A 13465-nucleotide genomic window follows, 5' to 3' on the forward strand; every position below is an offset into this window, starting at 1 on the left:
ATGCAATGGAGAGGGTCGCTTGCGGCCCTCTTTATTGCTATGGGTGCGGTAGATAAAAGGGGATGACGATGGATTTAAACAGGCTGATTCTGGGCAAGAGCTACAACTCTACCAAGGTCTTTCGTACGGCCCAGCATGTGGTCCAGGCCATCCTGCTCGGTGTTGTCGTTCCGGCGCTTATCCTGCTGCTTATCTGGGATTTAACCGATAATCCCAATCCCGTTCCGGGCGTTGTCGTTATTGCCGGCTTGGTCATGCTGTGCTTCTTCTTCTCGTATGTCTTTGTGGTCCCCGACGACCTCACATCGAGCGCAACCGACCGTACGCTCGCCATCGCATCAAAAATATTCGCGTACACGTCGCGCGGCCTTACGCCCGAAGCGGCCCTGGGCGCCTCTAAAATTATCCTGTCCGAGACCATCGCCTCTGCCATCTGCTTTACCGATGGCAAACAGGTGTTGGCAAGCTGGGGCGAGGACTCGGCAAAGTGCCCTGCCGGCACCCCGGTCGTGCTCAAGACCACGCTCAGTGTGATTGAGACGGGCGAGCAGAGCGTGTTTTCGCGTGACACATCCAATGAGACGGGCGGTTATTTTCCCCGTCTGCGCGCCGGCATTGTCGCGCCGCTTACCGTGCGCGGGCATTGCGTGGGCACGCTCGAGCTGTATTACCCCCGCCTGAGCAGCATTGATATGCGCCAGACGGCCCTTGCCTCGGGCTTTGCCGATCTCATTTCCACGCAGCTCGCCAGCTTTGAGCTCGAGCGTCAGGACGAGCTCACGGCCCGCGTTGAGCTTCGCGCCCTGCAGTCGCAGGTCGACCCGCATTTTCTCTTCAATACCATCAGCACGATCGTGTCGCTCGTTCGAACCGAGCCCGACAAGGCACGATCGCTGCTGATCGACTTTTCCAATTACTACCGTCAGACGCTTTCTGACTCCGATACGCTCACCACGCTCGAGCACGAGGTGGAACAGGGCACTCGTTATATCAATCTTATGCAGGCCCGGTATGGCGACGGCCGTTTGCGCGTTTCGGTCGACATCGACTTCGAGGTGCGCGACAGCCTGGTACCGCCGTTTATCTTGCAGCCGCTGCTCGAAAACTGCATCAAGCATGCGCAGCGCGAGATCGAGCCGCTTTCTATTCGTGTTAGGGCTTTCGAGACCGATGACGGCTTGGAGATCATCGTCGAAGACGACGGCATCGGAATGAGCGAAGAAGTCTGCGCGCATCTGTTTGAGCAGCATCGCCGAGAGGAGCCCGAGAGCATTACCGCCGACGGCTCCGTCAAGCGAGGTTGCGGCCTGGCGCTCTTCAACGTGCTTCAGCGTATCCATTTCTTTTACGGAGAAGATTCTGGCATGCGCGTGAAGTCCCAGGAGGGCGTGGGAACGCAGGTCATCGTTGAGTTGAACGGCGAGCCGCATGAGCCGGCGCCGCTAACGGTGTAGTACGCAGTTGGATTGAGAGAAAAAGAGGGGAAGCGCATATGTTCGAAGGCTGGAACATCTTGGTGGTTGATGACGAGCCTCCAATTAGGGCTGAGCTACGCTATCTGTTGGAAAAGGATGCGCGTGTGGGTCAGATTGCCGAGGCGGGCAATGTCACCGAAGCCGTGGAGTCGATTCTGTCGAACAAGCCCGACGTGCTGTTTTTAGACATTACCATGCCCGGCCGCTCGGGAATTGAGCTTGCCGAGACGCTGCAGAACCTAAAGACGCCGCCGGTCGTGGTGTTTGTGACGGCATTTGCCGAGTATGCGGCCGATGCCTATAACCTCGATGCTGTCGATTACATCGTCAAGCCGGTCGAGGATGCCCGCTTGTCAAAGGCGCTCGACAAGATCGAGACTGCCCTGGGCGCTCGCCGTGTCGTCCATGCTCCGCGCCAGCCTTTGCGCCTGACGGTGGATCGCGGGGGCAAAAAGGTGTTCATTCCCGTGGCGGATGTCTGCTACTTTGAGGCGCGCGCCGATTTTTGCAACGCCGTCTGCGCCGAGGGGGCGTACCTGATCAATGAGTCGATTTCCTCGCTCGAGCGTCGCCTGGCCTCCGAGGGCTTTATCCGCGTCCACCGCAGCTATCTGGTTAATTTGGAAGACGTGCATAATGTCGAGATCGGTTCCACGGGCCTGATGGAGCTCAGGCTCGACCGTGTGAGCTCGACGGTGCCCGTTTCACGCCGTCGCGCTGCCGAGGTCAAATCGCACTTGGGGCTTGCATAAGGGTCGGTGCGCCATCGTTTGCCGTTGCAGGTTTGGTATGACTGTGCGGTGGGCATAATGGATTGCATCGAATGAAATCGAAAGGATTATTATGCCCGCGCTCATTACGCATCATCTGTTTGGCGAGGAAAGCATCGACCGTCTTCCGCAGGGCGTTATCACGTCCGATGAGGAGCGCATCGCCTTTATCCTGGGAAACCAAGGTCCCGACCCGTTCTTCTTTCACATGCTCACTCCGCGCATTTCCGACTGCATGTCGCTTGCTCAGGTCATGCACCGCTCGCGCATGTCGCGCCAGTTCTCGTGCCTGCGCGACGGCGTGTCGCACCTGCAGCCGCGCGATGCCAATCTGGGTCGCGCCTTTGCGCTGGGCCTGCTGTCGCACTATGTGCTCGATCGCAATGCCCATCCCTTTGTCTACGAGCAGCAGTTTGGCATTGTCGAGTCCGATCCCGAGCTCGAGGCTTCGGGCAGTCAAGTTCATGCCGTGCTCGAAAGCGACTTGGACGTGCTGATGCTGCAGCTCAAGCGCGATGGGGCAACGGTCGAGGATTATCCGCCGGCGGGCGAGATCGTTACCACCGACCGCATCAATCGCGTTGCCGGCGTGCTGATGAGCTACGTCGCCGGGCGCGTGTACGGTATCGACATCCCGGCGGGGGAGTACGGCGGCGCCGTAGCCGACATGCAGCTGCTCTACCGCACTATCGAGCCCGCCGGTTCGGCCAAGACGCGCGCGATTGCCCTGCTCGAGGGCTTGGTGCACGATTATTCGCTGCTCGACGGCCTTGCGCACCGCGTGACGACCGAGCTGCCCGAGCGTACCGGCAATCTGGGCCACTTGGCATGGAAGAACCCCTTTACCGACGAGGTCTCGAACGAGAGCTTCCCCGAGGTCTTTGACCGCGCGCTGGTCGATTACGAGCTCACCGTCGCCCGCTTTATCGAGACCGGCGATATGGAAGCCGTGACCAACCACGTCAATTACAGCGGTCGCGTGCTCGGCGCCGACGAAGAGTTCGACCGCGAGGAGTAGGGCTCGTGCGTGCCCCTTTGCCGATTCCTTACCGGTGCCTCTGGACAATTGGGGTACGATGAACTAACTGCATATCGGGCGAATACGAAGGGGCCCTGTCAATGAAATACACCAAGCTCGAGCGTAACTGGGTTATGTACGATGTGGGCAACTCGGCCCTCGTGCTGCTCAATACCTCGGTGGTGCCCATCTACTTTAACGCCATCAATACCGGTGCTTCCTCGGCAGACCTGGTGGTCGCCTGGGGCAACGCGCAGACGATTGCCTCGCTGGTCATTGCCATGCTCATGCCCATTCTGGGCGCGCTTGCCGATTACGCCGGCAACAAGATCAAGTTCTTCTTGGGCTTCTTCCTCACGGGCCTGGTTCTTTGCCTGGCGCAGGCTATCCCCATGTCCGCCATGGCATTTTTGACCGTGTACGTGCTGTGCACCATCGGCCTTAACTCTTCTATGACGTTCTACGACGCCATGCTGCCCGACATTACCACCGACGAGCGCATGGATGCCGTGTCCAGCTCGGGTTATGCCTGGGGCTACATCGGTTCCACCGTGCCGTTCATCATCTGCCTGGCGCTTATCATGGGTGGCCCCGCTCTTGGCGTCCCCACCATGCTGGCAACGCGTCTGTCGTTTGTCATCACCGGTGCCTGGTGGCTCATCTTTACCCTGCCGCTCATTCGTACCTATAAGCAAAAGTACGGTCGCGAGCGCGGTCCCGAGGACACCATCGGCCACATCGTGGGCGGCGTGTTCTCCGAGGTCGGACACACCATGCGCGAGATCGCCCACAACAAGACCGTGCTGGTCTACATGATCGCGTTCTTCTTCTACATCGACGGTGTGCACACGGTCATTTCCATGGCAACCAGCTACGGATCGGCTCTGGGCATCGACTCGACCCAACTGGTGCTGGCTCTGCTCGTTACGCAGTTTGTGGCCTTCCCATCCGCCATCATCTACGGCAAGCTCGCCGGTCGCGTGGGCACACTCAACATGATCTTGGTGGCCGTCGCCGCCTACATGGGCATCGTGCTCTTTGCCGCGTTTTTCTTAAAGACCGCCTTTGAGTTTTGGGTGCTCGCTATTTTGGTCGGCTTGTTCCAGGGTGGCGTGCAGGCGCTCAGCCGCAGCTATTTTGGCCGCATCATCCCCAAGGAAAAGTCCAACGAGTACTACGGCTTCTTCGATATCTTTGGCCGTTACGCAAGCGTTATGGGCACCTTCCTGGTGTCGGTTGTCACCTCGCTGACCGGCAACCCGTCGCTGGGCGTCCTTTCTATTGGCGTTCTGCTGGTTGTTGGCTTTGTGCTGCTGGTCCGTCTGTCCCGCATGGCTCAGGCGGCGGCGTAAGGCAATCGGGCTCAGTGCAGCAATTGTGCCTATCTGCAGTACTCTTTTGGAAGTAGCCGCATAAATCATTCTGACTTCCGAGCAATGTTTAGCCCAAGTGGGTATGATGGAATCAGCTAGGTCGCGGGGCGTCGCCTGTGTTTGGCGGCGCCCCGTTTTTGTGTTGCAAGGAGGGTAAAGGTATGAACGCCACGGTTGTGATCCCAACATATTGGGCGGGCGATGATACCCAAGCAAACGCTCCCGGCACCTACGATCACTCGACGTCGCTCAATGCCGCCAACCCGGAACTCGATCGCTGCCTGACTTCGCTCGAACAGGTGCGCGACATTCCGCGCATCATTCTCTTGGTGGTCTGTCCGGTTTCTGCCACGGCCGACGTATCCCATCGCGTGCACGAAATCGTTAATGCGCATCCCACGCTTAAGGTCACCATCGTTACCAATACTCAGGCTTCGCGTGTTGCCGACCGCGTGGCGCAGATCGCGCCCAAAGGCTCGGGCGAGTGCGTGAGCCTGCGCGGCTACGGCGCCATCCGCAACATGGGTCTTGCCTGTGCGGCGGTGCTGGGGCACGACGCGGTTGTGTTTTTGGATGACGACGAGACCGTCATCGATGCCGACTTTATGAAGCGTGCGACCTATGCACTGGGCCAACAGACGCGTCAGGGCCTGCCGATTTTAGTCAAGAGCGGATACTTTTACGATCGCGACGGGTCGCCGCTGGCTCCCACGGACAAAGTGGGCATTTGCCATCGCTGGTGGACCAAGCGTATCGAGTTCAATCGCTGGATGAAAAAGGCGCTCTCGGGCACCCGCATCTCGCGTTCCAATTACGTGTGCGGCGGCCTGATGGCCCTGCACGCCCGCGCCTTTACGCGCGTGGCCTTCGACCCGTTTATCACCCGCGGCGAGGATCTGGACTACCTGTTTAACATGCGCATGTTCGGCTATGACGTGTGGTTCGATAACGAGTGGACCGTGCGCCACCTGCCGCCCGAGTCCGAGAAGCGCTCGCCGCGCTTTATGCAGGACGTGTACCGTTGGTACTACGAGCGGGCCAAGCTGACGTTCGCTGCGCACCAAAAGGAGCTCATTCCGGTTACCGCCGCATCACTCATGCCCTATCCGGGTCCGTGGATCTCGCGCGAGCTCGACGACCGCGTGCGCAAGACCGCCATGGTTCGCAGCATGTTTACCCGCGAGCACGAGGGGTATCTGCGTATCTGGCGTCATGGTATTGACGAGGCCAAGACATATGCCCGCCAAAACGCCGCAAGCTACCTGCGTTTTCAGAGTTTCTGGCCCAAGATCATGGACGAACTTTGGCGCGACACGCAACTGATTAGCATCCTGGAGGGGGCTGAATGATCGACCGCCGCGCCCAGCGCGATAATTCAATTTCAATCTTTCGCATCATCGCCGTTGTCTGCGCCGTTTGCGTGTTGGTGTACTTTATCTTTGCCCTGGCGACTGGCATTGAGCCGATTGCCACGGTGATCGCCTGTGCGTTGCTGTGCATCTTCCTGTGCATCTTTATCTATTTGACGCTCAATCCCGATTCGGTACGCTCCCAGTACACCGAGGAGACACTCTCGGTTGCCTCGGCCATGCTCGAGGACATTAAGGGCGGTCTGACGCAGGAATCGGCGCTTTTGGTGTGCCGGCGTATCCTGCCCGAGACACGTGCCATGACCGTTGCCATCACCGATGAGAGCAACGTGCTGGCCTGCGCGGGCGAGTTCGAGGAAAAGCTGCTGCCCGATTCGCCCATCCACACGCTCGCCACGCGCTACGTCATTGAGCACGGCATCGTGCAGTCGTTCAACCGCGTGGTGGACGTGGTGGGTTCGGATGGCTCGCACAACCATGTTCCCGCCGGTATCATCGCGCCCATCAAGGTGGGCGACCGCACCGTCGGCACGCTCAAGTTCTACTACAAGACCCCGCGTGCCGTCGACCGTACCCAGTATGCGCTCGCCTCGGGTTTTGCCGAGATCCTGTCCACGCAGCTCGCCATCCACGAGCTCGAGGTGCAAAAGGAGCTCACGGCCCGTGCCGAGGTGCGTGCCCTGCAGGCGCAGATCAATCCGCACTTTCTGTTCAACACGCTCAACACCATCGCGTCGTTTACGCGTACCGACCCGCTGCGTGCCCGCGAGCTGCTGCGCGAGTTTTCCTCGTTCTATCGCGCCACGCTCGACAACTCGGGGTCGCTTATCCCGGTCTCGCGCGAGGTTGCCCAGACCAAGCGCTACCTGACGTTTGAGAAGGCGCGCTTTGGCGAGGACCGCGTGCTGGCGACCTTCGATGTCTCCGAGGATGTCGAGGACACGTTGGTCCCGGCCTTTGTAATCCAGCCCATTGTCGAGAACGCCGTGCGGCATGGCATGGGCGATGGCGATGCCCTGCAGATCGATGTGACCGTCCATCAAGACGGCGACGACGCAATCCTGATTGCCGTGGCCGACAACGGCGTGGGCATGGACGAGGGCACCGCCGCCAGGCTGTTTGATGAGCGCTCCGCCCGCCCCGATGCCAGTTCCCCGCAAGGCGGCGGCGCCGGCGTGGCCATGCACAATATTTCTGAGCGCATCCATCGCTTTTATGGACCGCACTCTTATACGCGCGTCGAATCGGCGCCGGGCAAGGGCACCAAAGTGCTCCTGCATCTTGATTTGTCAGAGAGCATCTTTGACATTCAAGAGTAAAATAAAAGGCTATGGGCTCAACGCCAAGCGGCGGATGCCCAGCCTAGTTTGTTGACGAAAGGTTTAATCCCTATGCTGCGTGCGATGATTGTGGATGATGAGGCCCCGGCCCGTTCGGAACTTCGCTTCTTGCTCGAGCAGACGGGCAAGATCGGCACGATCACTGAGGCGTCGAGCGTCCGCTCCGCCATTGAGATGTTGATGGAAAGCCGCGTCGATGTCGTATTTCTCGATATCTCGATGCCCGGCGCTTCTGGCCTGCAGCTTGCCGAGGCACTGCATAAGCTTAAGAATCCGCCGGCGATTGTGTTTGTGACCGCGTATAGCGATCATGCCGTCGAGGCGTTCGACGTTGATGCTGTCGATTACCTAATGAAACCGGTTGAGGAGGCACGCCTGGATCGCGCGATCGAGAAGGTCATGCAGCACGCCAAGCCCGTCACGGACAGCAAAGCCACCATCGAGCGCATTCCGGTGGAAAAGGGCGGCCGTAAGGTCCTCATCCCCGTGGATGACATTCGCTTCATCATGGCCAAGGACGATTACTCCTGTATCTATACCGTCGATGACCGTTTTCTATCGACGACTTCGCTGGCGCAGTTCGAGGCCAAGCTTTGCGACTTTGGCTTCTTTCGCGTTCATCGCCGCTATATCGTCAACTTGGCGTGCGTCACGGATGTCGAGACGGTGCCCTCGGGCGCTATCCAACTGGGCATTACGGGCGTCGACGAACGCGTGCCGGTCTCGCGCCGCCGCGTTGTGCCGCTCAAGAAGGCCCTGAGCCTCTAGCACGCTGGCCCCGCAGCCCTGTAGACCAATTGTCTGCGGAGCCGTGGGGCTTTTTGTATATACGTCGAATCGGTTTTGAAGAAGGGATCCCATGAACAGTGCAAGCGCCAAGCGCATCGACATCATCTCGGACACCCACGGCTATCTTTCGCCCGCGCTTCTGGACGAGCTCAAGGGCGCAGATCTGATCATCCACGCCGGAGACCTCACCTCAGAGATGGATTACGAGCATCTATGCACCATCGCCCCCGTGCGAGCGGTCCTAGGAAACAACGACTACTACCGCGACTACGGTCCGGATGTGGACCGTCTGGCCATCTTCACCTACGAAGGACTCAAATTCGCCGTAGCCCACTACCGTGAAGACCTGCCCGTGGGATCCGTAGACGTAGCCATTAACGGTCACACCCACGTAACCAAAGAAGCCCAAGTAGGCCGCTGCCTAGTCCTCAACCCCGGCAGCGCCAGCTACCCCAGAGGCACCAGAGGCCCCACCATGGCCAGAATGCTTGTCAAAGACGGCAAGATCCTGAGCACCAAATTTATTGACCTGGAGTAACCGCAACAAAAACGGGGGATGCAGATCGCATCTCCCGTTTTTCTTTCAGCAAAAGGCAGAGTCTCAACAAGATCCATCAGACCAATCCCGCCGAGGAGCACGCGGGCTAGCCGCGCAGCGGCGCACGCCCGCAAAACTGGTTGAACATAGTGACGGTAGGGAGGGTCTCCAGGGCCGGCTGGCGCGGATTAAGTTTGTCGCGAGTTCCGCACGCAAAGGAAAGCACTTAATGTGCTTTCCGTCTTGCGCAGGACTGTAGAGCAGCAAACTTAACCCGCGCCAGCCGGCCCCGGAGACCCTCCCGGAGGGCCCAAAAAATATTTTCAAAAAAGTTGTTGCGCACCGGACAGGCTTCTGTGTATACTAATCCCCGCAGCGCACGCGAGCGGAAACAAACGCGAACGACTGCCTGGGGAGTTAGCTCAGTTTGGTTAGAGCGCCGGCCTGTCACGTCGGAGGTCGCGGGTTCGAGCCCCGTACTTCCCGCCAACGCAATTAAAACCACGTCTCCGGACGTGGTTTTTTGCGTTTGATAGGACCTTGATCCCATCGGCTCCTTTCGCCCAAAACCAAAGCCTTCCAATTCTCGGACAAGCTCCGCTTGAGACATGGTTCAAACAAGGAATTTGTTGCGCAACGCCTGCTCAATGAAGTAGGGGCAGGTTATACTGAATTGCACTGTGGGCCGTTTTTGATGCAAGAGGCTTCAAACACGGCATTCAGTGGGCACCCATTTTGCAATTTGGGCGTCCATACGGTCATTGGTGTCTCGACGTAAGCTCGGCCCCGGAGCTCGTTCGAGCTGTTCCTATTCTTTGAAAGGGGAAAAATGGACATATCGAGGAAGACTGATTACGCCCTTCGCATGCTCGCGATGCTTGCCGAGGACCCGGAGCGTCTGCTTTCTGTTCGAACCGCCGCCGAAGAGGTCAATGTTCCGTATTCGTTTGCCCGTTCGATCCAGCATGGTTTGGTTCAGGCCGGTATTGTGGAGAGCCTGCGTGGCGTCCATGGCGGCATGCGTCTTAAGGTCAGCCCCGACGATGTCACCATCCGCCAGGTCGTTGAGGCCGTTCAGGGTCCCATCGTCATGAACGATTGCACCGCGCCCGATGGCGACTGTGCGCGCATGGGTACGTGCTGCTATCATTCCCTGTGGGCCGGAGCTCAAGCGCTGATGCGCGACTACCTCGATTCCGTTTCGCTCGGCGATATCGTCGCCCATCGCCAGTTCCCGGCCGTCGATCCCAAGTTCGCCGATCGCGATGCGTTTCCCGAGTACGCCGCCTGCGCGTATGCTTGCCGGGAGGAATAGCGCCGCATAAGGAGCATAGCCATGATTCAGGACCCCTTTCGTTCGATGATTCGTTCGGAAGGGGTCCTGCGTTATCGCGACCTTCCGTGGCGCCGTACGCGCGACCCGTACATTATTTGGCTTTCCGAGGTTATGCTGCAGCAAACGCAGGTGCCGCGTGTGGAGACGCGTATGCCCGCGTGGCTCGATCGCTTTCCAACCGTGCAGGCGCTTGCCCAGGCCGCGCCTTCCGATGTTTTGGACGCTTGGCAGGGGATGGGCTACAACCGACGCGCCCTGGCGCTCCACAAGGCCGCTCAGCGCGTTGTAGAGGACTGGGACGGGAAGTTTCCACGTGAGACGCGCGACCTGGTCGCCCTGCCCGGTATTGGCCCGGCGACGGCGCAGGGCATCCGGTCGTTCGCGTTCGATCTACCGGGTGTGTATCTGGAGACCAACGTGCGCACGGTCTTTCTGCATCATTTCTTTCCCGATGTGCCGGCCGTTCCTGATCGCGAGCTGGTGCCGCTGATTCAGGCCGCCTGTCCGGCGGCTCCCGGCGCGACGGCGGATGAGATTGCTCCCTTTGCCGTGCCGCTCGATGATGCCGACACGCCGCGCGCGTGGTATTACGCGCTGCTGGATTATGGTGCGTATCTTAAGAAGACGTTGCCCAATCCGTCTAGGCGATCGGCGGGCTATAGTCGCCAGTCCAAGTTTGAGGGTTCGCGTCGTCAAAAGCGTGCCCACATCGTGCGCATGCTGCTGGCAGCGCGCGATGGGCAGCCGGCGGGTATTACGCTCGATGAGGCCGTTGCAGGCGTTAACGAGATGGAGGCGGCAGCTGGCCGAGAGCCGGTCGAGCGCGAGCTGGTCGCAAGCATTTTGGCCGACTTGGAGCGTGAGGGCTTTTGCCGCGTGGAGAGTGACCGCTGGCTAAGCGTGTAGCCAACCCGAATCTGAAGAACAGGATTGTAAGGTTTAAATTCTCGGCTTGAGGGCATCCTAAAGACAAGGCCGCTCGAAGCCTACGGGCGGCATGTGTTGAAGGGAAGTACACCTATGGATTTTGAGAACTCTCAGACCAAGAAGAACCTCGAGACCGCTTTTGCCGGTGAGTCCCAGGCGCACACCAAGTATCGCTACTACGCATCTAAGGCCAAGAAGGATGGCTACGTGCAGATCTCGAATATCTTTGCCGAGACCGCGGGCAACGAGTCCGAGCACGCCAAGCTGTGGTTTAAGTATCTGCACGACGGCGCCGTTCCCGACACCCTGGACAACTTGCGTGATGCCGCTGCGGGCGAGAACTACGAGTGGACCACGATGTACGACGAGTTTGCCAAGACCGCCGAGGAAGAGGGCTTTGCCGAGATTGCTGCAAAGTTCCGTGGCGTCGGTGCCGTCGAGAAGGCTCACGAGGAGCGCTACAACAAACTTGTCGAGCGCATCGAGTCGGGCGAGGTGTTTGAGCGCGAGGGCGTAAAGGTGTGGAAGTGCCTGAACTGCGGGCACCTGCATGTTGGCGCCGAGGCACCCGAGGTGTGCCCGGTTTGTAACCACCCGAAGGCGTACTTTGAGGAACAGGTGGTGAACTACTAGCGCTTGGCGCTGGCTGCCGCGGAGCGCAGGGCGGGAAATACCTTTCCCTCTCGCTCACGGCTCCGCAGGGTCGCGCGAGGCAAAGGTATTCCCCGCCCTGCGCTCCGGCTTCGGGTCGTCGCGTGCTCGCTACAAAAAAGCTGATAATTAAGTTTGTGTGCCGCCCCTTTAGGGGCGGCACGTTTTGTATAGGGATTGGGTTGCGGCCGTTTGGTTGATGGCTCGGTTACTTGGTTGGCGGGGTTTGCTCTGGGTTGGGGCGGCGCCTTTGTTTGAGGGGTACACTGGGTAGTGGCGTTTTGGTTTATTTCCTGTTGTGGGGTGTTTTTGTATGGGTAAGAAGTCTCGGGCTCGGGTTGCTGCGGCGGGGACTCGCAAGGATCCTGGTCGTCGGGTTGCCGAGGGCAAAAAGGCCGATCGTGCCGAGAAGGACAAGAAGGTCGGTGCACATGCTCATCCTGAGTGGGCGCCTCACCTCAATACGGCTAGCGAGGATCTGACTGCTAAGTTGTTTACTCTGGTCGAGGTTATCTTGGGCGTGGTGCCCGTGGTGGTCATTGGCTTGTTCTTGGCTTCGAAAGATGCCACGAGTGTCGATAAGCTCACCGATGTCTTTTCTCAGGACCCCTCGATGGTGGTTACGTTTATCTCTGCGTGCCTGCAGCCGTTTGTGGCATACATGTTGTACATGATTTATCGCAAATACTGCGAGGGCGATGCGGGCTTTGCCGCCGGCAACCTGATTGGCCTCTTGTGCTCCGAGATTTTGCTGCTCAATATTCCTGGCGTCATCGGCATGGGCATCTTGTTGTGGCGTGTCTGGCGTAACGTCGCTCCGCACTTTGAGAGCTGGCTGTTTGAGCGTCGCGCAATGGGCGTGCTAGTCGACATCGCGGGCTCACTCGTGATCCTAGTCCTGGCGTTTATGTGTGCCACCGCAGCTCGAGGTCTCGCGGGCATGTAATCTGCTTTCACCAGCTGCGGAGCGCGGGGCAACTGCTGGCTTTACCGCTCCGGGCGTCAGACCCGCGGCGCATCCCTTTCCCTCTCGCTCACGGCTTCGCAGGGTCGCGCGAGGCAAAGGCATACGCCGCGGGTCTGACGGCGCGAGCTTGCCAGCGAGTTTTGGCTAATAGATTGGTTTGCGTGCCGCCCTTTTTGGGGCGGCACGTTTTTGTGTGGGGTCCCTGTCTTCACAATTTTCGTCAAGTTTTTGGTTAGATTTTGGTCAGTTGGCGTAAGAGTGGAAGGCCAAAAGATTGCTGGCGAAAAAAGCTCAGAGAAAGTGCTGGTAGGGGAGTTGTTGGGCTTTTCGACGGCTTTTGAGCAAAAGAAACTTTGTGGCTATTGCCGGCGATTGCGTTGTCGCGGTCATGGCGGTGCGGGATGCTGGTCGTAAGCATCGAATGCTCCGATTTTGGAGGCCAGCATGGATCTGTTTCTTGAGACTCCGCAGCAACAAGCTGAGCGCATGCCGCGTCAGCAGCAACGACTCATGGAGATGCAAATGCAAGGGGCGGCAGCCCAGCCCTTTGCGCAAAATGTCGTGCCCGCTGCTGTACCTGCAGCTGTGCCCGGGTGTGACTCGGCGCCAGAGGCCTATTCCGTACAGCAGGATTCATATGCGCAGGAGCTCGCGTTCGATAAACGTCGTGCGCGTCACCGTCTCTGGGCCCAGCGCCTGCGTACGCTGGCGATGATCGTGCTGATCCCGATGGGGCTCGCGACAATCTTCTTGGCCTCATATGCCCTCACGTGCATCCTCAACGGCGCCTCGCCCAATGAGGTACTTCAGCACTTGGCAGCTCTTGGTCAGCGCTTGGGGGATGTCGCAGCAACCATCCGCGCCAGCTGGGAGAGCTAGCGGACCAGCACCCATAGCGCAAAGGTAACTTG

13 protein-coding genes and 1 tRNA gene are annotated in these 13465 nt (G+C 59.0%); all 14 read left to right on the top strand.

The window, feature by feature from the left end; all coding sequences use genetic code 11:
* Positions 1–68: 68 nt before the first annotated feature.
* The 14 genes from DW180_RS07180 to DW180_RS07245 all read left to right on the top strand — a co-directional run bounded on the left by DW180_RS07180 (position 69) and on the right by DW180_RS07245 (position 13433).
* Positions 69–1454, top strand: coding sequence for a histidine kinase (locus tag DW180_RS07180; protein ID WP_233545218.1), 1386 nt, complete (start codon positions 69–71; stop codon positions 1452–1454).
* Between the two features lie 38 nt (positions 1455–1492).
* On the top strand, positions 1493–2227 hold the full coding sequence (locus DW180_RS07185) for a LytTR family DNA-binding domain-containing protein (RefSeq protein WP_118238171.1): 735 nt from the start codon (positions 1493–1495) through the stop codon (positions 2225–2227).
* A 91-nt stretch (positions 2228–2318) separates the two neighbouring features.
* Positions 2319–3263, top strand: coding sequence for a zinc dependent phospholipase C family protein (locus tag DW180_RS07190; RefSeq protein WP_118238173.1), 945 nt, complete (start codon positions 2319–2321; stop codon positions 3261–3263).
* Between the two features lie 101 nt (positions 3264–3364).
* A complete protein-coding gene (locus DW180_RS07195; protein ID WP_118238175.1) occupies positions 3365–4615 on the top strand; it encodes an MFS transporter in 1251 nt (416 codons plus the stop codon).
* Between the two features lie 182 nt (positions 4616–4797).
* On the top strand, positions 4798–5985 hold the full coding sequence (locus tag DW180_RS07200) for a glycosyltransferase (RefSeq protein ID WP_118238177.1): 1188 nt from the start codon (positions 4798–4800) through the stop codon (positions 5983–5985).
* Positions 5982–7325: a histidine kinase gene (locus DW180_RS07205; protein ID WP_118238179.1), complete on the top strand. Its 1344-nt coding sequence runs from the start codon at positions 5982–5984 to the stop codon at positions 7323–7325. The genes DW180_RS07200 and DW180_RS07205 overlap by 4 nt, the downstream gene beginning before the upstream one ends.
* A gap of 72 nt (positions 7326–7397) precedes the next feature.
* Positions 7398–8114 carry a LytTR family DNA-binding domain-containing protein gene (locus DW180_RS07210; protein ID WP_118238181.1) on the top strand — a complete coding sequence of 239 codons (717 nt, stop codon included), beginning with the start codon at positions 7398–7400 and terminating at the stop codon, positions 8112–8114.
* A 91-nt stretch (positions 8115–8205) separates the two neighbouring features.
* Positions 8206–8673 (top strand): YfcE family phosphodiesterase, encoded by a 468-nt coding sequence (locus DW180_RS07215; protein WP_118238183.1) that lies wholly within the window; start codon positions 8206–8208, stop codon positions 8671–8673.
* Positions 8674–9084: 411 nt separating this feature from the next.
* Positions 9085–9162: transfer RNA gene (locus DW180_RS07220), tRNA-Asp, on the top strand.
* 340 nt (positions 9163–9502) lie between these two features.
* Positions 9503–9988: an Rrf2 family transcriptional regulator gene (locus tag DW180_RS07225; protein ID WP_118238185.1), complete on the top strand. Its 486-nt coding sequence runs from the start codon at positions 9503–9505 to the stop codon at positions 9986–9988.
* Between the two features lie 21 nt (positions 9989–10009).
* Entirely contained in the window at positions 10010–10915 is a 906-nt protein-coding gene (locus DW180_RS07230; protein ID WP_118238187.1) for an adenine glycosylase, read from the top strand.
* A 114-nt stretch (positions 10916–11029) separates the two neighbouring features.
* Positions 11030–11569: a rubrerythrin gene (gene rbr / locus DW180_RS07235; RefSeq protein ID WP_089573238.1), complete on the top strand. Its 540-nt coding sequence runs from the start codon at positions 11030–11032 to the stop codon at positions 11567–11569.
* Between the two features lie 331 nt (positions 11570–11900).
* Positions 11901–12533, top strand: a complete 633-nt coding sequence (locus DW180_RS07240) for a hypothetical protein (protein WP_118238189.1) — start codon at positions 11901–11903, stop codon at positions 12531–12533.
* A gap of 465 nt (positions 12534–12998) precedes the next feature.
* Complete coding sequence (locus DW180_RS07245) at positions 12999–13433, top strand: hypothetical protein (protein ID WP_118238190.1); 435 nt, start codon at positions 12999–13001, stop codon at positions 13431–13433.
* The last annotated feature ends 32 nt before the right edge of the window (positions 13434–13465 follow it).

Source organism: Collinsella sp. AM16-21 (assembly GCF_003471905.1).
Lineage (GTDB): Bacteria > Actinomycetota > Coriobacteriia > Coriobacteriales > Coriobacteriaceae > Collinsella.

Bases quoted from the DNA above. Each gene is read 5' to 3' on its own strand.
- DW180_RS07180 (WP_233545218.1), top strand. From the start codon at position 69: ATGGATTTAAACAGGCTGATTCTGGGCAAGAGCTACAACTCTACCAAG.
- DW180_RS07185 (WP_118238171.1), top strand. From the start codon at position 1,493: ATGTTCGAAGGCTGGAACATCTTGGTGGTTGATGACGAGCCTCCAATT.
- DW180_RS07190 (WP_118238173.1), top strand. From the start codon at position 2,319: ATGCCCGCGCTCATTACGCATCATCTGTTTGGCGAGGAAAGCATCGAC.
- DW180_RS07195 (WP_118238175.1), top strand. From the start codon at position 3,365: ATGAAATACACCAAGCTCGAGCGTAACTGGGTTATGTACGATGTGGGC.
- DW180_RS07200 (WP_118238177.1), top strand. From the start codon at position 4,798: ATGAACGCCACGGTTGTGATCCCAACATATTGGGCGGGCGATGATACC.
- DW180_RS07205 (WP_118238179.1), top strand. From the start codon at position 5,982: ATGATCGACCGCCGCGCCCAGCGCGATAATTCAATTTCAATCTTTCGC.
- DW180_RS07210 (WP_118238181.1), top strand. From the start codon at position 7,398: ATGCTGCGTGCGATGATTGTGGATGATGAGGCCCCGGCCCGTTCGGAA.
- DW180_RS07215 (WP_118238183.1), top strand. From the start codon at position 8,206: ATGAACAGTGCAAGCGCCAAGCGCATCGACATCATCTCGGACACCCAC.
- DW180_RS07225 (WP_118238185.1), top strand. From the start codon at position 9,503: ATGGACATATCGAGGAAGACTGATTACGCCCTTCGCATGCTCGCGATG.
- DW180_RS07230 (WP_118238187.1), top strand. From the start codon at position 10,010: ATGATTCAGGACCCCTTTCGTTCGATGATTCGTTCGGAAGGGGTCCTG.
- rbr (WP_089573238.1), top strand. From the start codon at position 11,030: ATGGATTTTGAGAACTCTCAGACCAAGAAGAACCTCGAGACCGCTTTT.
- DW180_RS07240 (WP_118238189.1), top strand. From the start codon at position 11,901: ATGGGTAAGAAGTCTCGGGCTCGGGTTGCTGCGGCGGGGACTCGCAAG.
- DW180_RS07245 (WP_118238190.1), top strand. From the start codon at position 12,999: ATGGATCTGTTTCTTGAGACTCCGCAGCAACAAGCTGAGCGCATGCCG.